The sequence below is a fragment of the Mesorhizobium sp. P3_A8 genome, assembly GCF_056402995.1.
Genome location: NZ_JBFUGI010000006.1, coordinates 287374 through 303765 on the forward strand (window position 1 = coordinate 287374; position 16392 = coordinate 303765).

Consider the following 16392-nt stretch of genomic DNA (forward strand, 5'->3'; position numbering starts at 1 on the left):
MCTCATGGCAAAGAAGCCGGCGGCGCATGCGACGAAGCCAAAACCGTGGACCGAGATGGCGACGCATCTGGTCGACGTCGCCATGGGCCGCAAGCCCGCCGATCTCGTCATCCGCAACGGCCGCTGGGTGAACGTTCACTCAGGCGAGATCATCGCCGGCACCGACATCGCCATTGCCGGCGGCCGCTTTGCCTATTGCGGGCCGAATGCCAGCCACGCCATCGGCCAGGGCACCAAGGTGGTCGATGCCGGCGGGCGCTACCTGGTGCCCGGCCTCTGCGACGCGCATATGCATGTCGAGAGCGGCATGGTGACGGTGACCGAATTCTGCCGCGCCGTCATCCCGCACGGCACCACGTCGATGTTCATCGATCCGCACGAGATTGCCAACGTGCTCGGCCTGCCGGGCGTGCGGCTGATGCATGACGAGGCGGTGGCGATGCCGATCAACGTGCATGTGCAGATGCCGTCCTGTGTGCCTTCAGCACCTGGCCTGGAGCATGCCGGCGCCGAACTGACGGTCGCCGATGTCGCCGAGGCGATGACATGGGAAAACATCATCGGGCTCGGCGAAGTGATGAATTTCCCCGGTGTCGTCGCCAACGATCCCGTCATGTCGGGCGAGATCGCCGCGACGGTGAAGGCAGGCAAGACCGTTGGCGGCCACTATGCCTCGCGCGATCTTGGCCTGCCGTTCCACGGCTATGTCGCCGGCGGACCCGAGGACGATCACGAGGGCACGCGCGCCGAGGATGCGATTGCCCGCGTGCGCCAGGGCATGAAGGCGATGCTGCGGCTGGGCTCGGCCTGGTACGACGTTGCCTCGCAGATCAAGGCGGTGACCGAAGGCGGCATCGATCCGCGAAACTTCATCCTGTGCACCGACGACAGCCATTCCGGCACGCTGGTGCACGAGGGGCACATGGACCGTGTGGTGCGCCACGCCATCCAACAGGGGCTGAAGCCGGTGACGGCGATCCAGATGGCGACGATCAACACCGCCCAGCATTTCAAGCTGGAACGCGAGATCGGTTCGATCGCGCCGGGGCGGTTGGCCGACCTGCTGATCGTCTCCGATCTCGCGGCAATGACCATCGACGAGGTCTATGCCCGCGGCGCCAGGCTGGCCAAGGGCGGCAAGCTCGACATCGACATTCCGGCCTATGACTACCCGAAGACGGCAAAGAACACCGTCAAGCTAGGTAAGAAATTCAAGGCGGCAGATTTCGACATCGCCGCCCCCAAGGGCGCCAACGAAGTGCGGGTGCGGGTCATCGGCGTCATCGAGAACCAGGCGCCGACGCGGGCGCTGGAGGCCGATCTTCCGGTCGAGGACGGGCTGGTCGCCATGGATCGCCGCAACGATGTCTGCCAGATCGCGCTGGTCGAGCGGCACAAGGGCACGGGCGGCGTCACCAACGCCTTCGTCTCCGGCTTTGGCTATATGGGCGATTGCGCCATGGCCTCGAGCGTGGCGCATGACGCCCACCACATCATCTGTGTCGGCACCAACAAGCAGGACATGGCGCTGGCGGTCAATCGGCTGGGCGAAGTCGGCGGCGGCGTCGTGCTGTTTTCCAAGGGCAAGGAACTGGCACTGGTCGAAATGCCGATCGCCGGCCTGATGTCGGACGAGCGCGCCGAGATCGTCGCCGCCAAGGCGGAAAAACTGACCGAGGCGATGCGCAAGATGGGGTGTTCCCTGAACAATGCCTACATGCAGCACTCGTTGCTGGCGCTGGTGGTCATTCCGGAGCTGAGGATTTCCGATGTCGGCCTGATCGACGTGACGACGTTCCAGAAGGTCGATCTGTTCGTCTAGTTCAGCCCCGTCGCCGGTGACTCGCTCACCCCCCGGTGACGATGGTCAGCACCTTGAACGGCGTGGTGATGACGACCTCGGCGACCGAACCGACGGCCTTGCCGAGGCCCTGGCCGAGATTGTTGAGCTGTGCCGGATCGGGTTCGTCCGAAGCCAGGCCAGCCGGCGTACGCAGGCGGTCGCCGAGCAATTGCACCAGGATCGGATTGTCGGCGAATTTTGCGTGGTTGAGGCCACCGTCGCCGCCCTTGATCTTGGACAGGTCGACCACGGAGACGCCATAGCTGGCGAGATCGGCGGCATTGCCATAGTCGCCGACACGCGGTTTGTCGCCCGAGATGATGGATGACAGCTTGAGCGCCCGGTCATCGCTTGAAAGCAGCACGGCAAACGGCTTGTCCGGCTTGCCGTAACGCATCATCTGCTTTTTGAACACGTCGACATCGATGTCGGGTGAAGCCAGGACGACATAGCCGAGCTTGCCGCCGAGATCGCGATCGCCGGTGATGGCGAGTTGGCGCAGTGCCTCCATCGTCAACCAGGTTCCCATCGAATGAGCGATGATGTCGATACTCTTGACCCGCGTCTTGGCGAGCATCCTGAGCGTCGCCTCGAGATCGTCACGGGCGGCGTTGGCGCTGTCCTTGTCGTAGATATAGCCCGTCGTCTTGGCGCTCGACGCCCAGGAAAACAGCACCGGCGTGCCCGGATATTTCGTGTCGTGGGCGATCTGCGTCAACCGGTAGACACCGTCGTCGAAGCCGTTGTTGAAGCCATGCACGAAAACCAGCGCGCGGTCGCCGCGCATGGCGATGTCGGCGCCGACCGCCTTGGCGAATTGCGGCGCGCCTTCGTAGTAGGTGACGTCCTTGGCGGTGAAATCCTTGGCCGGATTGCTGTTGGCGGAACCCTTGGCGCGCTCGATGGCGCCGACCTGATGGCTCGTCGGAACCGTGACATCAACCCGGGCGAAGCTGGTGGTCAGCGAACGATCGCCATCGAACACCTGCCGCGGGTCCTTCGTCGCCTTCTGGCGGGTGGTGGCGACGAAGATCGCATGTGTGGCCGCGATGGCGGACGCCGGTACCGCGACCGTCGTCTTGTTGAGCAGATCGTGCGTATTTCCAGCGCAGCCGGCGACCAGCAGCGCGAAAGTTATGGCGACGACACTCTTCAAACGCACGGTCACGCGCCGGCTCCCGTAAAGGGTGACGTCAAAACGTGACGTCACCAGTCATTCCGATAGAGCCAGAGACCGGCGCGGTCCAGTTCAAAGTGGCCTGGTGGCTCAGCAATGGTGAACAGGCACGGCGAAATCCGTGGCGGCGCATCTACTGCCCGAGCTGGGTGATGCGGTCGGTCACGTCCCGGTCGCTGGCGAAGCCGTCGTCCTCGCGCAGCCGCTGGCCGATCATCTTCACCAGGGTCGGATTGTCGGCGAATTTCGTATGGTTGAAGCTGTCGCTGCCCTTGACCTTGGAGAGATCGACCACCGTCACGCCGTAGGAGGCAAGGTCGGCGGCATCCTTGTAGTCGCCAACGCGTGGCCGCGAACCGGCGATCAGGCCGGAGAGCCTCAGCGCGCGGTCGTCGTCAGACAACAGCAGGATGAATGGCTTGTCGGGCTTGCCGTAGCGCCGCATCTGGCTCTTGAACACGTCGACGTCGATGTCGGGCGAGGCCAGCACCACATCGCCCAGCTTGCCGCCAAGATCACGGTCGCCGCTGATGGCCATCTGGCGCAGCGTTTCCATGGTCACCCAGGTTCCCATCGAATGCGCGACAATGTCGATGCGCCGCGCGCCGGACTGCTCCAGCATGCGCAAGGTCACTTCGAGCTGGTCGCGCGCAGCACTGGCACTTTCCTTGTCATAGACATAGTCGGTGGTCTTGGCGCCCGAGGCCCAGGAGAACAGCACTGGCGTGCCCGGGTAGCCGGAATCGTGAACGATCTGCGTCAAGCGGTAGACCGCATCGTCGAAGCCGGTGTTGTAGCCATGCACGAAGACCATGACGCGGCCGCCGCGCGCGGCGATATCGGCGTTGAGCGCGCTGGAGAATTTCGGCTGCGCGTCGTAGCCGACGACCTCGGAAGCCATGAAATATTTGGCCGGATCATTCGACTTGCCACGCGAGCGCCGCTCGATCTGGCCAGTCTGGTGCAGACCAGGAACGGTGACGTTGACGCGGGCATAGTTCAGCGTGGCCGAGCGCTCGCCGTCGAAAACCTTGTTGGGATCGTCGGATTTCTTGCGCGTCGTGGCGATGAAGATCGAGTGGTTGCCGGCGATTTCCGTCACCGGCGCGGACATGACTGCGCTGCCGAGCAATTCCTGAGTTTGCGGGCCGGCGCAGCCGGCAACGAGCAAGGCAAGGACAACCGAAAATATCTTCTTCAAAGGCACGTCTGAAATTCCACTCCGGCCAAAAGGCCCATCCACCCCCGCGACACCTCCCGGACAGGGAGAGTGCGGCAGAACTAAGTCGTGTCCTGCCGAAATGTGGTCAGCGCCCGGTTACAGCCATCGCACTGTTGCGCGAAAGCCAAAATGGCGGAAGAAACGCCGGAATGTTGGAGAAGGGCAGCACCTCGGGCTTAAGGCGGATGCCGAGCACATCCGCCATGAAGGCACGGCGCGCCTCGATACGGCTCCAGGCTTCGGGATGGCGCGCCGCGATCTCCTCGCGCAGTGCCTCGTCGGCGAGCGCGATGCCGTCCTCGATGTTGGTGGTGAAATAGTCGCTGCCGGTCGCCGGGATGATGTCGACCTGCAACGCCATGCCGGATCGCAATTTGATGTCGGAGCCGGAAAACACCGGCGAGTGCATCCATTCGTCAATATGGACGAGATGGCCGGGATTGAGGGAGACGCCAAAGAACGGGTCACCGATGCGGTCATGCACCGCCTTCCACAAAGCGCCGCCCGCCGTACCGATGCCGATCGCTTCGTACCAGTCGACAACCGCGGCGAAATACGGCGCGACCAGCTTTTCGACATAGTCTCGGATGTCAGGAGGCAGCTCGGAAGCATCCTCGGCCAGGAAACCGGCGCGGGCGTTGAGCGCGCCCTGGATGCCATAAGCCATGGTGATCGGATCGCCACGCCGAATGATGTCGAGACGGGGGCTGGGCAAACCATAGGCGGCGCGTTTTCCGGCCGACAGCATCGGGTGACAACCATGCGGCAGGCCGTTCATGCCCATCAGCCGCGCCGCCTGCAGTTCGCTCATGCCGGGTTCGATACCTCGCAGCACATTGCGCAGCCCTTGCGAGGTGAAGGTCGCGGCGAACTCGAAGGCAGCCAGTTGGTCGGCCTCGTTGATGGCGCGCAGGCCGTCGGTGGGGTTCATCAAAAGATTGGCGGCATTCATCACCGCGCCCTTGTCGCCGACGAAGGTGCGCAGCGTATCGGCAATGAAGGACGGCAGGTCGAGCGTCATCTCATCGAACCCGGCGTCGCCGGCGCCAAAAGGCTTCCAGCCGATGGCGCCGATCCTGTCGCCGGGCTTCAGGCCGCAGCCGGCAAGGATGTCGGGCAGCGCGTTCGAGCGGTCGCGTGGCTGCGCCGGCAGCGAGAAGGTCTGGTAGAGCACGCGCTCGTAAGGCCCATCGCAGATTTCGGCATAGCCCCAGCCCTCATTGCCGACGAGCAGCCTTGGCTGCTTGCCGGGAACGACGACCAGCAAGGTTTCCTCGAAACGCGGATCGTAGCCGGAGAGATAGGCGACATTGGCCGCGTGTTCGCGGTCGCCATAGATGGCGAAGGCATTGAAGCCGGCCTTGGCGCCGCGCGCGATCAGCGCTTCGATGCGCGCTTCATGGGTGTTCCGGGCAACCAGCGGCATCACTGTCGGTTCGCCGAATTCCGGCAGCGACATGGATTTCAGGCCGACCGATACGACAGGCATGAACAAACGCTCCCAAGTGCTTGCAAGGATTCTGTGAATGCCCTTTGCGGGAGGGGCATGAGGGGTCGCACAATGGCGTTGCGGGGCCGGATATGCAATAGGCAGGATCGGCTGCGCGAGGTCAGGATGCAACAGACAGGCACTGTGCGGCTAGGTTTGATGACAAGGGTCCGCGCGGATATGCGGCACAAGGTGACTTTCCAATGACCAGTTTTTCCTCCCGCGTCGCCGTCGCCGCCGCAGCGATCCGCCAGATCTTTCCCGAAACGCCGCTGCAGGAAAACGACTATCTGTCGAAGAAGACGGGCGCGCGGGTGCTGCTGAAGCGCGAGGATCTTAGCCCGGTGCGCTCCTACAAGATCCGCGGCGCCTTTAACTTCTTCCGCAAGGCGCTTGCTGCCGGCAATCAGGCTGAACTGTTCGTCTGTGCGTCGGCCGGCAACCATGCACAGGGTTTCGCCTTCGTCTGCCGCCATTTCGGCAAGAAGGGCGTGGTGTTCATGCCGGTGACGACGCCGCAGCAGAAGATCGACAAGACCAGGCTGTTCGGCGGCGATTTCGTCGAGATCAGGCTGGTCGGCGACTTTTTCGACGACTGCTATCGCGCCGCCTTCGAATTCACCGAAAGCTCGGGCGCCCACATGGTGCCGCCCTTCGACCACAAGGACATCATCGAAGGCCAGGCGACGGTCGCCTATGAGATCGCCGACCAGATGCCGGGCGCACGCATGCCCGACATCATCATGCTGCCGGTCGGCGGCGGCGGCCTCGCGGCCGGCGTGACGCACTATTTCGCCGATCAGGGCCGGGAGGCGCGTTTCATCTTCTGCGAGCCGGCCGGCGCGCCGAGCCTGCATGACAGCCTCGCGGCTGGGAAACGGCTGAAGCTCGCCAAGGTCGACAACTTCGTCGATGGTGCTGCGGTCGCCGAGATCGGCCGCGAACCCTTGCGATACCTCAAGGAGTTTGCCGCCGAGACGGTGCGGCTCATCCCGGAGAACCGGCTCTGTGCGACCATGATCGAGATGCTCAACGTCGAAGGCGTCGTGCTCGAGCCGGCCGGCGCGTTGGCGATCGACGCATTGAAGGATTTTTCCAGGAAGGAAATCCGCGGCAAGACCATTGTCGCCGTGGTTTCAGGCGGCAATTTCGATTTCGAGCGGCTGCCCGATGTCAAGGAACGGGCACTGCGCTTCGAGGGCTTGAAAAAATACTTCATCATCCGCTTTCCGCAGCGGCCCGGCGCGCTGCGCGATTTCCTCGAAATGCTGGGCCCCGACGACGACATTGCGCGCTTTGAATATCTGAAGAAGTCGGCGCGCAATTTCGGCTCGGTGCTGATCGGCATCGAAACCAAGGACCGCCGCAACTTCGATCTGCTGAAGGCGAATTTCGAGGCCGAGGGCGTCCAGTATCAGGACATCACCGACAACGAGACATTGGCGGGGTTCATCATATGAGCGGAAAGGTCTTCATCGCCCTGTTTTCCGGCATCAATGTTGGCGGCAACCGCATCGTTAAGATGGCGGAGCTGCGCTCGTTCTTCGAGGATCTCGGCTTTTCCGATGTCGCCACCTATGTGCAGAGCGGCAATGTCGTGTTCCGGGGCGGCAAGGGCGACGCCGCCGCGTTGACCAAACAGATCGAGGCGGCCTTCGAGAAGAAATGGGGTTTTTATTCGCGCATCATGGTGCGCGATCTCTCTTGGTTCGAACGGCTGGTGAGCGAAAATCCCTATCCGGAAGTGGCCGCCGACCACACCAAGCTCCATGCCTATGCGCTGGAGCGTGAGCCGACGGCCGATGAGGTGGCGCGGCTGGCCGAAAAGTGCACCGGCCCCGAGCGCTTCGAGGTCAAGGGCGACGTGCTCTACCTCAGCGCGCCGGACGGGCTCGGCAAATCAGTGTTTGCCGGGCTGATCCCGCGCACTCTGAGGGTACCTGGCACCGCGCGCAACTGGCGCTCGGTGCTGGCGCTGCTGGAGATGGCTCGCGTGCTCTGAAGCGCCTTTGATACAAAGTGCAGCCTACCGGTGCGGCGCGTGTTGTTCCTGATCAAGCGATTGTGATTTTTCTGCAACAATTTGTGACTGTCTGACTTGCAGGGCTGCCGAAATATTTCGCGCCGTGTTATTCTCCCAGTCTATTTTGGGGGAATTTGATGAAGCGCCTAATTATTGCGTCTACTTTCTTGATCTCTGCCTGCGGTGCAACGTTCGCGGCCGACGTGGTCACAATGGAGACGCCAGCGGGATTTATCTGGTCAGGCGGTTATGTCGGTATCAACGCCGGCTATGGCTGGGGAAGTGCTGACGCGGTTGATCCGAGCGGCAATTTCTTCGAGGAAGATCCAGGCCAAACCTTGGACGTCAATACCGATGGCTTTCTCGGCGGCGTTCAGGCCGGCTACAACTGGCAGTCTGGTGCGTTCGTATACGGTGTCGAAGCCGATCTGGGCTATCTGGGGGTTCGTGGTGACAACTTTGTTGTTGAAGATCCCGACAATTTCGGATCGACAAAACTGGGCGTCTACGGCGATCTGACCGCACGCCTGGGGTATGCGACCGACAGGCTGTTGATCTATGCAAAGGGCGGCGCCGCGGCCACACATTACAAAGTGAGTTACGGCGACCTCGACGGCGGTGACATCGATCCGGACCACAGTGCATCGAAAAGCGGTGGCCGTTTCGGCTACACAATCGGTGGCGGTGCTGAATGGGCCATTTCCGAGAAATGGACCACCAAGCTGGAATATCAGTACTTCGATTTCGGCAAGGTCGGTTTGACCGACATCAATGGTGACGACGCGAAGGTGAAGATCGACGCTCATACGATCAAGATCGGCCTGAATTACAGGTTCTGACCTTCTGCTGTTCCGACATGGCTCAGATGGCGTCGCGACAACGCGGCGCCAGAGCTGTCCTGAGTGCTCTGGCTATTTCGGCGCCGAACTGAGCAGCGAATAGCCTATGCGGCCGTGGCCGGCTTCCAGTCGAAGGTCAGCTCTTCGCGGAAGGCAAAGCGCTTGATGTGGTCGGCGACGACACTTTCCAGGCGTTCGATCGATCCGGCTTCGTCGGTCGACACCGTGATGTGCAGCGTGCTCGCGTCCGCATCCATGACTGTGTGTCCCAGCGACGTCAGATCGATGGTCCCGTGGGTCGGGTCGAATTCGACAGGAAATTTGTGCGCCCAGTGCTTGCACAGTTGCTGCAGATAGCGGCTGGCATGTTCGGTGGCGACATCGGCACGGCTGGTCGGCATAAGTGAATTCTCCAGAAGGGCAGGCGCCCAATGCTTGACATGGCGCCGGACCTTCCGGGTTGGCGCCATGTTCGGGTAGATAGGTGCCTTCGTGAGAAACGGCAAAGGCGGCCGAGCAAATCCCGCCCGATGGCAGGTCGACGCTTACCAGCTTCCGGTGTTCGCCATCGAAGCCCAGGGTTCGGCCTTGGCTTTCGCCGGGCCCTTTTGCAGAAGCTCGATGGAGATGCCGTCCGGCGACCTGATGAAGGCCATGTTGCCGTCGCGCGGCGGCCGGTTGATGGTGACGCCGTTGTCCATCAGGTGCTGGCAGGTGGCGTAGATGTCGTCGACCTCATAGGCGAGGTGGCCGAAATTGCGCCCGCCCTTGTAGTCCTCGGGGTCCCAATTGTAGGTGAGCTCGACCAAAGGCGCCTTGTCGTTGACGCCGCTCTCCTCGTCCTCGGAGGCGGCGAGGAAGATCAGCGTGAAGCGACCCTGCTCGTTTTCATAGCGGCGGACCTCCTTCAGCCCGAGCTTGTTGCAGTAGAAATCGAGCGAGGCATCGACATCGGCGACGCGGACCATTGTGTGCAGATAGCGCATGTGTTTTCCTCGATCTGTTGGGTTGCGGCGCAACATAGGGTCGGCCCGCTCAAAGGGCAATCTCCGGCGGCCGGCGACGCCGGCAAAGAACAAATCCGGTATTCCCGCAATGAACCGTGAAAAAAGGCAGGGAAGGTCTTGCACACACCGGAAGCCGCGGTGTTAATCTGGTGTCAAGAATCAGTTGCGGTGTTCTTGAACAAAGGGGGCATTCTTATGGGGGAAAAGGCCTCTTTGACGGGGCGGGCCGGAACCCTTGGCGACGCCTTGATGCGCGACGAAGGCGGCGATGCCGCCGACCTGACCGAAATTGCCGGCGCCATCAAGTGGTTCGATGTGGCCAAGGGATATGGGTTCATCCTTCCCGATGACGGTGTTTCGGGCGATATTCTCCTCCATGTGACATGCCTTCGACGGGACGGCTTCCAGACAGCCCTGGAAGGCGCGCGCGTGGTCTGTCTTGTCAAACAGGGCGATCGTGGACTGCAGGCCTTCCGTGTGCTTTCCATGGATGTCACCACCGCCGTCCATCCCGCGGAAATGCAGGAACAGCGCACCCATGTCGCGGTGACGCCGGAGAGCGGGCTCGAACGCGCCTTGGTCAAGTGGTTCAACCGCACCAAGGGCTTCGGCTTCCTGACGCGCGGTGAGGGCACCGAGGACATTTTCGTCCACATGGAGACCTTGCGCCGTTACGGCATCACCGAGCTTCGGCCGGGGCAGGTCGTGCTTGTCCGTTTCGGCCGCGGTGACAAAGGCCTTATGGCCGCCGAAATTCACCCCGATATGGGTACCTTGCCGGTTTCGCACTAGGACGATTTCGGTCGAGGACTTTGCATGGCTCACAGGAACTGGCTGACGGCGGGCGTGCTTTGCGCCATTGCTGCGGTGATCGTGGCCGCGGGCGCTTTCTTCTATTCAGAAAGACCGACCTCGGCCGACAGCCGGGCGATGATCCTTCAGGTCGATCCGACGCCGCTGGTCGTGGTGACGAAAGACGGGAATCGCTCGTTTTCCATCGAAGTAGCCGACACCGATGCGGAGCGCGAGGCCGGCTTGATGTACCGCCAGGACATGGCGGACGATCACGGCATGCTGTTTGTCTTTGAGATACCGCAGCAGGTCAGTTTCTGGATGCGGAACACGCCGATGCCGCTTGACCTGATCTTTGTCGGCCAGGATGGCAAGATCCGGGCGATCAAGCACGGCGAACCGCAATCCGAGGCTATCATTTCGCCAGGCGTACCGGTGCGCTTCGTGCTCGAACTCAAGGCTGGCACCGCCGCCAGGAACGGCATCGACTATGACGACCTTTTGCGCCATCCGGCGGTCGGCACCGTATCTGGCCCCGGTATGCCGCCGGCTGATAAGGGCGATTCTCCGAACGTCGATTCCAACTGAGCCCCGGGGATCGCCTTCCGATGCAGGTTTTTTCCCATGACGGGTTCGATCTTGCCTTCCTCGACCGCCAGCCGGCGTCGGGCGAGGGCGATCCTGTGCTCATGATCCACGGCTTCGCCTCGAGCCACTACGTCAACTGGGTGTCGCCCGGCTGGTTCAAGACGCTCAACGATGCCGGCTATCGCGCCATCGCCTTCGACAATCGCGGTCACGGCTCGTCATCGAAGAGCTATGACGAAGCCGACTATACACCGGCGAAAATGGCCTCAGATGGCGCCGCCTTGCTTGATCATCTCGGCATCGAACGGGCCCATGTCATGGGCTATTCGATGGGCGCGCGCATCGCGGCGTTCCTGGCACTGTCCGATCCGGACAAGGTGGCGACGCTGGTCTTTGGCGGCCTCGGCATCGGCATGATCGACGGCGTCGGCGACTGGGATCCGATTGCCGCGGCCCTGCTTGCCGACGATCCGGCTGCCACCACCCATCCGCGCGGCCGCTCTTTCCGCGCCTTCGCCGACCAGACCCGCAGCGATCGCCGGGCGCTCGCCGCCTGCATCGCCAAGTCGCGGGAGTTGCTCGATGAGGACGATATTGCCCGCATCGCCCAGCCGACGCTGGTCGCGGTCGGTACGACGGATGACATTGGCGGCTCACCGGACGAGCTCGCCGCCTTGATGCCGAACGCCAGGGCTTTCCACATCGAGGGCAGGGACCATATGCTGGCGGTCGGGGACAAGACCTTCAAGCAGCGCGTGCTGGAGTTTTATGCTGAATATCCGCTTTGAGCGGTTGGCCGGGGGGCAACGATGGCACAATGGGGAAGAAGCACGGCGGCCATACTAGGCGCCGTGGCTCGCAGTCGGTTCGGCAAACGTTCGGTCATACTGGCATTGGCGGCCTTCACGGCGGGAGCGCTTGCCATCGCCATAATGGTGGCGATGCCGAGCGATACATCCCAGTCGGTTCAGAACGTCGCCATCGGGTTCTTCATGGCGGTGTTCCTGCTCGCCGCCCCGCTGGCGCATATCACCGGGTTTGTCTTCGGCATCATGGCGCTGGCGCGTTCGAACGACAATCGCGCCCTTGGCCTGCTGGGCATCATCCTCAATGGACTGTCGGTGGCGGCGGGGCTGGCCATCCTCGCGGCAATGGCGTCGACCATAGGCGCCTTTACCTGACGTTCGGCGCTCTCGCGGCTTGAACCGACTTCGCCAGCACGCACAGCAGTTCGAACATCATCGTCGCGCCGGCCAGCGCCGTCATGTCGGCAAGATCGAACGGCGGCGCCACTTCCACGACATCGGCGCCGACAATGTTCAATCCGTCGAGCAGTCGGACCATCTCCTGTGCCTCGCGGGTGGTGAAGCCGCCGAGTTCGGGCGTGCCTGTCCCCGGTGCCATCGACGGGTCGATGCAGTCAATGTCGAAGGTGACGTAGGTCGGTCCGGTTCCGGCGATGGCGCGCGCTTCTTCCATGACGCTGGCAGCACCCCGCCTGACGAACTCCTCCATGTAGATGATGCGAATGCCCTGGGCGACCGCCCAGTCATGCTCGCCGGGCTCGTAGATCGAGCCGCGAATGCCGATCTGCACCACACGTTTCGGGTCGAGCAGTCCCTCTTCGATGGCGCGGCGGAATGGCGTGCCGTGCGTATAGGGATTGTCGCCGAAATAGCGGTCATTGGTGTCGGAATGGGCATCGAAATGGATCATGCCGACCGGCCGATCCTTGGCGACGGCGCGCAGCACCGGCAGCGTCGTCAGATGGTCGCCGCCGGCAGCCAGCGGGATGGCGCCTGCTGTGACGATCGCCGCGATGCCGTCCTCGATGCGCTTCAATCCGTCCATGAGGTTGATCGGGTTGACCGAGAGATCGCCGACATCGGCGACATTGGCGATGCTGAACGGTTCGGTCCCCGAGACATGGTGGACGCGCCGCATCAGGCTCGACTGGTTGCGAATCTCGCGCGGGCCGTGCCGTGCCCCGGCGCGGTTGGTCGTGCCGCCATCCCACGGTATGCCGACCAGCGCGATATCGAGCCCCTCGGCGCTCGCCACCGCCGGCAGCCGCATGAAGGTGGAGAGTCCGGCAAAGCGGGGTACGACCGAGGCATCGATCGGCTGGAAGAAATTGCTGCTCATGATGTCCGCACCTCGGAAGAAATTGCTTTTGACGAAGCCTCGCGAAAATCACGAGGGTTTTTGCAGGGTCTCCAGCGACCGCGCCATGTTCAGCCTGGCCTGAGGCTCGAAGCGCTGGCGAAATTCCTCGGTGTGGAAGATGTGCGGGCGGGCCAGGAAGTCCTTCAGCACGGCACCCCGTCCGTCACGCCACATCGGCTCCTCCACCCAGCCATATTCGCGGCGGACCGCGCGTTCATAGGCGTCGAACGCATCCGGCGCGGCACCCAGGATCGACAGGTCCATGTCGAGGAAGAGGCTGGCGTCGCGCGTGGCCTTCGCGTCGTCGAACCGGGGCAACTGGTGCGTGGCGGTGGCGAGGATCATCGCGCTGATGCGGCCCAGGCGCCCGGTATCGGTGCGGCCCGCGAGCTTTTTCTCGGCAAGGCCAGCGCTTCTGGCCTCATTGTCCTTGGCCTTGGTGTCGTAGACGGCATCGTGGAACCAGATCGCCGCTTCGACGGCTTCGGGATCGCCGAGCAGGGTTCGATAATCGCCGGCCAGCGCCAGCATCGCCTCGATATGGGTGAGGTTGTGGTAGTGGCGGTCTTCGGCCGTGTAGAGCGCCGAAAGCTCGGCTTTCAGGGCGGTGTCGATCAAGGGTTCGTTTTCCATGGCTGCTTGAATTCCTGCGAACCAAATCCATTTGACACAGCACTAAGGAAAATTGAGTTCAATCGTGCTATGATCTGGCTTATATGTGCGGCCAGACAGCAGGCAAGCACAACAGGCCAGCTAGCAGGACGCAGGACGAAACGTCGATGAACAGCATCAGCATTTCCCGCCACAGCTCGTTGCAGCCGGTCGACCCGATCTGGCGTTCGATCCGCGACGAGGCGATGGAAGCGGTCAACCGCGATCCCTTGCTCGCCGCCTTCCTCTATTCGACGATCCTCAACCAGGAGAGCCTGGAAGAGGCAGTCATCCACCGGATCGCCGAGCGGCTTGCCCATCAGGATATAGGCTCCGATCTCATCCGCCAGACCTTCAAATCGATGCTGGCCGACGACAAGGACTGGCCGACGACCGTGCGCGTCGACATCCAGGCCTATTATGACCGCGACCCGGCCTGCGACCGCTTCATCATGCCGGTGCTCTATTTCAAGGGCTTTCACGCCATCCAGACCCATCGGCTGGCGCATTGGCTGTGGAACCAGGGCCGCAAGGACTTCGCGCTCTATTTGCAGAGCCGCTCGTCCTCGGTCTTCCAGACCGACATCAATCCGGCCGCCCGCATCGGCAAGGGCATCTTCATCGATCACGCCACCGGCCTCGTCGTCGGCGAGACCGCGGTCATCGAGGACGATGTATCGATCCTGCACGGCGTGACGCTGGGCGGCACCGGCAAGGCCGGTGGCGACCGCCACCCCAAGATCCGCCGTGGCGTGCTGATCGGCGCCGGCGCCAAGATTCTCGGCAACATCGAAGTTGGTCATTGCTCCAAGATCGCGGCGGGCTCGGTGGTGCTGTCGCCCGTGCCGCACAACAAGACGGTTGCCGGTGTGCCGGCCCGCGTCGTCGGCGAGACCGGTTGCGACCAGCCCTCGCGCCAGATGGACCAGCTTCTGCCGTCGCAGTCGATGGACCAGGTGGTCAGCTTCGATATCTGATTTTTCCGCGCCGGCGCGCTGTCCGGCGTTGTTGCGATTTTTGGCCGGCGGCGCTGCCGCTTCCGGTGCAATACGGTCGGCTTGCCTTTACATCGCCATTGTCGACGTGCCAGAAGCGCCGTTCAAACCAGCAAGCCCGATGATCGGAGAAGACTGTTGAAGCCGGACGAAATCAGAAAGCTGGACGCCTATTTCAAGCGCGTCTTCCAGAATCCCAAGCTCGAGGTCAAGGCACGGCCGCGCAAGGAAGATTCGGCCGAAGTCTATGTCGGTGACGAGTTCCTCGGCCTCGTCTTCAAGGACGAGGACGACGGCGACTACAATTTCTCGATGGCGATCCTCGACATCGATCTGGCCTGAGCCAGTAAGCCGAGGGCGGGCCGCGCCGAGCGCGGCCGGCCTCGGCATCTGTCGGTCAATGTCCGGGCTTCAGGATTCGCCCGGCCTCTGCCGTCATCGCCGCGTCAAGCGCCTGCCAGTCGCCAAGGAATTCCTTGGGAAAACGGTAGGTGAGGCTGAGATCGTCGCCGACATGGATGTCCCGCTCGCAGGGCGCCAGCGATTGACCGGCACTCGGCCCGCTCAGGCAGCGGGCCACGAATGGGTCCTTGCCCCCGCGCTTGCCGACCACCAGCACCTCGCTCAGATAGCCTGATTTCTCGTTGAACCCGTAGACTGTCGTGCCGCCAGGTCCCGGAATGCCGGGCTGGACGATCAGCGCGCTGTAGATCGGCGCGAACCGGCCGCTCATATCGCGCGACATCATCTGCTGTTCGAAGGACAGGAAGATGATCTTCCGGTTGGCTTCGGAGTGATTGAAATCGTCGCGGGCCGCTTCGCTGTAGCCGTCCATCTCGGGGTAGCGCAGATAGAGGTCGAGACGCGAGGCAATGCCGTCGCGCCGGGCCTGGTCGAAACGGATGAAATTGGCCGGCACGGAAATCACATTCTTGCCGAGCACCACCTGGCGCACCGTGGTGTCGTCCGTATACCCGGCCATCGCGATCGAGTGGCCGAACCATTTGCCGCCAAGGCTGATCGCCACCGACAGCAAGGCAAGTACGGCGAACGCATAGAACACCCGCCTCATCAGCGTGGAATCGACCACGGTGAATTCAGGGCCGTCGGCTATCGCTGCCTGCTTCATCTCGGTCCTCATCCCAACCGCCATTCCCGGTGTCCCTCGACGGCACACATCGCGCGGCACGGCTCTTGCAGCCTTCCTGAAACGACTGTGCGATTTCATGGTAAATGGAAGGTTAAGATGGCTCAGATGGAACTCTTCCTGTTCGCTTTTGTCGTCGGGCTGACGGTCTGCGGGCTGACGGGTTCGGCGATGGAACTGGTGTCGGGTCGCAAGGTCGCCTTCGCCGAACCCTATGTGTCGCCCGCGCATGTGCTGCGCTCGCTGGCGGCCACCGCTGGCGCCGGGCCGTTCATGCTGGTCAACGCTGCCCTCGATGCCCGGCGTGAGAATCGTATTTCGACAATGGCGCTCTTGTCATGCGGCTGCACGGCGATTGCCTGGTCCCTGGCGCTCGGCATCGTCGTGCTTGCCATTGCCTCATGGATGATCGGTCTCCTAGGGTCCGGGATCTGAGACGATTCGGAGACCGAC

General features: G+C 62.6%; 19 protein-coding genes. 11 read left to right on the forward strand and 8 right to left on the reverse strand.

Translation table 11 applies throughout. From position 1 onward, the window contains the following. Nucleotides 1-4: 4 nt before the first annotated feature. Nucleotides 5-1822 (forward strand): adenine deaminase, encoded by a 1818-nt coding sequence (gene ade, locus AC1DX4_RS16775; RefSeq protein WP_477221353.1) that lies wholly within the window; start codon nt 5-7, stop codon nt 1820-1822. Nucleotides 1823-1847: 25 nt separating this feature from the next. On the opposite strand, the gene AC1DX4_RS16780 is transcribed toward ade, so the two are convergent. The 3 genes from AC1DX4_RS16780 to AC1DX4_RS16790 form a co-directional block, all read right to left on the reverse strand. Then, the gene (locus AC1DX4_RS16780) at nt 1848-3011 is read right to left on the reverse strand and encodes an alpha/beta hydrolase (protein ID WP_477221354.1); all 1164 of its coding nucleotides are present in this window, start codon (nt 3009-3011) and stop codon (nt 1848-1850) included. 142 nt (nt 3012-3153) lie between these two features. Further along, nucleotides 3154-4227 carry an alpha/beta hydrolase gene (locus tag AC1DX4_RS16785; RefSeq protein WP_477221355.1) on the reverse strand — a complete coding sequence of 358 codons (1074 nt, stop codon included), beginning with the start codon at nt 4225-4227 and terminating at the stop codon, nt 3154-3156. Nucleotides 4228-4327: 100 nt separating this feature from the next. Continuing rightward, on the reverse strand, nt 4328-5731 hold the full coding sequence (locus AC1DX4_RS16790; RefSeq protein ID WP_477221356.1) for an aminopeptidase P family N-terminal domain-containing protein: 1404 nt from the start codon (nt 5729-5731) through the stop codon (nt 4328-4330). Nucleotides 5732-5934: 203 nt separating this feature from the next. Between AC1DX4_RS16790 and ilvA the strand changes: the two genes are divergently transcribed. The 3 genes from ilvA (at nt 5935) to AC1DX4_RS16805 (ending at nt 8593) form a co-directional block, all read left to right on the forward strand. Further along, complete coding sequence (gene ilvA / locus AC1DX4_RS16795; RefSeq protein WP_477221357.1) at nt 5935-7191, forward strand: threonine ammonia-lyase IlvA; 1257 nt, start codon at nt 5935-5937, stop codon at nt 7189-7191. Beyond that, nucleotides 7188-7733, forward strand: coding sequence for a DUF1697 domain-containing protein (locus AC1DX4_RS16800; RefSeq protein ID WP_477221358.1), 546 nt, complete (start codon nt 7188-7190; stop codon nt 7731-7733). The genes ilvA and AC1DX4_RS16800 overlap by 4 nt, the downstream gene beginning before the upstream one ends. Nucleotides 7734-7891: 158 nt before the next feature. Next, a complete protein-coding gene (locus AC1DX4_RS16805; protein WP_477221359.1) occupies nt 7892-8593 on the forward strand; it encodes an outer membrane protein in 702 nt (233 codons plus the stop codon). A 104-nt stretch (nt 8594-8697) separates the two neighbouring features. Here AC1DX4_RS16805 and AC1DX4_RS16810 read toward each other — a convergent pair whose 3' ends face one another. Beyond that, the gene (locus tag AC1DX4_RS16810) at nt 8698-8994 is read right to left on the reverse strand and encodes a DUF2218 domain-containing protein (protein WP_477221360.1); all 297 of its coding nucleotides are present in this window, start codon (nt 8992-8994) and stop codon (nt 8698-8700) included. A gap of 144 nt (nt 8995-9138) precedes the next feature. After that, complete coding sequence (gloA, locus tag AC1DX4_RS16815; protein ID WP_477221361.1) at nt 9139-9579, reverse strand: lactoylglutathione lyase; 441 nt, start codon at nt 9577-9579, stop codon at nt 9139-9141. Nucleotides 9580-9849: 270 nt separating this feature from the next. Between gloA and AC1DX4_RS16820 the strand changes: the two genes are divergently transcribed. The 4 genes from AC1DX4_RS16820 to AC1DX4_RS16835 are packed head-to-tail and all read left to right on the forward strand — an operon-like array spanning nt 9850 to nt 12161. Further along, the gene (locus AC1DX4_RS16820; protein WP_477221362.1) at nt 9850-10392 is read left to right on the forward strand and encodes a cold-shock protein; all 543 of its coding nucleotides are present in this window, start codon (nt 9850-9852) and stop codon (nt 10390-10392) included. 24 nt (nt 10393-10416) lie between these two features. Then, nucleotides 10417-10980 (forward strand): DUF192 domain-containing protein, encoded by a 564-nt coding sequence (locus AC1DX4_RS16825; RefSeq protein WP_477221363.1) that lies wholly within the window; start codon nt 10417-10419, stop codon nt 10978-10980. A 20-nt stretch (nt 10981-11000) separates the two neighbouring features. Beyond that, nucleotides 11001-11768, forward strand: coding sequence for an alpha/beta fold hydrolase (locus tag AC1DX4_RS16830; RefSeq protein WP_477221364.1), 768 nt, complete (start codon nt 11001-11003; stop codon nt 11766-11768). Between the two features lie 21 nt (nt 11769-11789). Then, nucleotides 11790-12161, forward strand: coding sequence for a hypothetical protein (locus AC1DX4_RS16835; protein ID WP_477221365.1), 372 nt, complete (start codon nt 11790-11792; stop codon nt 12159-12161). Here the strand turns inward: AC1DX4_RS16835 and speB are convergent. Together speB and AC1DX4_RS16845 are read right to left on the reverse strand one after the other, a co-directional pair. Further along, nucleotides 12154-13125 (reverse strand): agmatinase, encoded by a 972-nt coding sequence (gene speB / locus AC1DX4_RS16840; RefSeq protein WP_477221366.1) that lies wholly within the window; start codon nt 13123-13125, stop codon nt 12154-12156. The two genes, AC1DX4_RS16835 and speB, sit on opposite strands and share 8 nt — an antisense overlap. Nucleotides 13126-13173: 48 nt before the next feature. Next, the gene (locus AC1DX4_RS16845; protein WP_477221367.1) at nt 13174-13779 is read right to left on the reverse strand and encodes an HD domain-containing protein; all 606 of its coding nucleotides are present in this window, start codon (nt 13777-13779) and stop codon (nt 13174-13176) included. A 146-nt stretch (nt 13780-13925) separates the two neighbouring features. Here AC1DX4_RS16845 and cysE point away from each other — a divergent pair, with 146 nt between their 5' ends. Both cysE and AC1DX4_RS16855 read left to right on the forward strand, forming a co-directional pair. Further along, a complete protein-coding gene (gene cysE, locus AC1DX4_RS16850) occupies nt 13926-14774 on the forward strand; it encodes a serine O-acetyltransferase (protein WP_477221368.1) in 849 nt (282 codons plus the stop codon). A gap of 156 nt (nt 14775-14930) precedes the next feature. Next, nucleotides 14931-15134 carry a DUF3126 family protein gene (locus AC1DX4_RS16855; protein WP_195174981.1) on the forward strand — a complete coding sequence of 68 codons (204 nt, stop codon included), beginning with the start codon at nt 14931-14933 and terminating at the stop codon, nt 15132-15134. A gap of 55 nt (nt 15135-15189) precedes the next feature. Here AC1DX4_RS16855 and AC1DX4_RS16860 read toward each other — a convergent pair whose 3' ends face one another. Next, nucleotides 15190-15921: a hypothetical protein gene (locus AC1DX4_RS16860; RefSeq protein WP_477221470.1), complete on the reverse strand. Its 732-nt coding sequence runs from the start codon at nt 15919-15921 to the stop codon at nt 15190-15192. Between the two features lie 117 nt (nt 15922-16038). Between AC1DX4_RS16860 and AC1DX4_RS16865 the strand changes: the two genes are divergently transcribed. Next, complete coding sequence (locus AC1DX4_RS16865) at nt 16039-16374, forward strand: DUF6949 family protein (RefSeq protein WP_477221369.1); 336 nt, start codon at nt 16039-16041, stop codon at nt 16372-16374. Nucleotides 16375-16392: the final 18 nt, after the last annotated feature.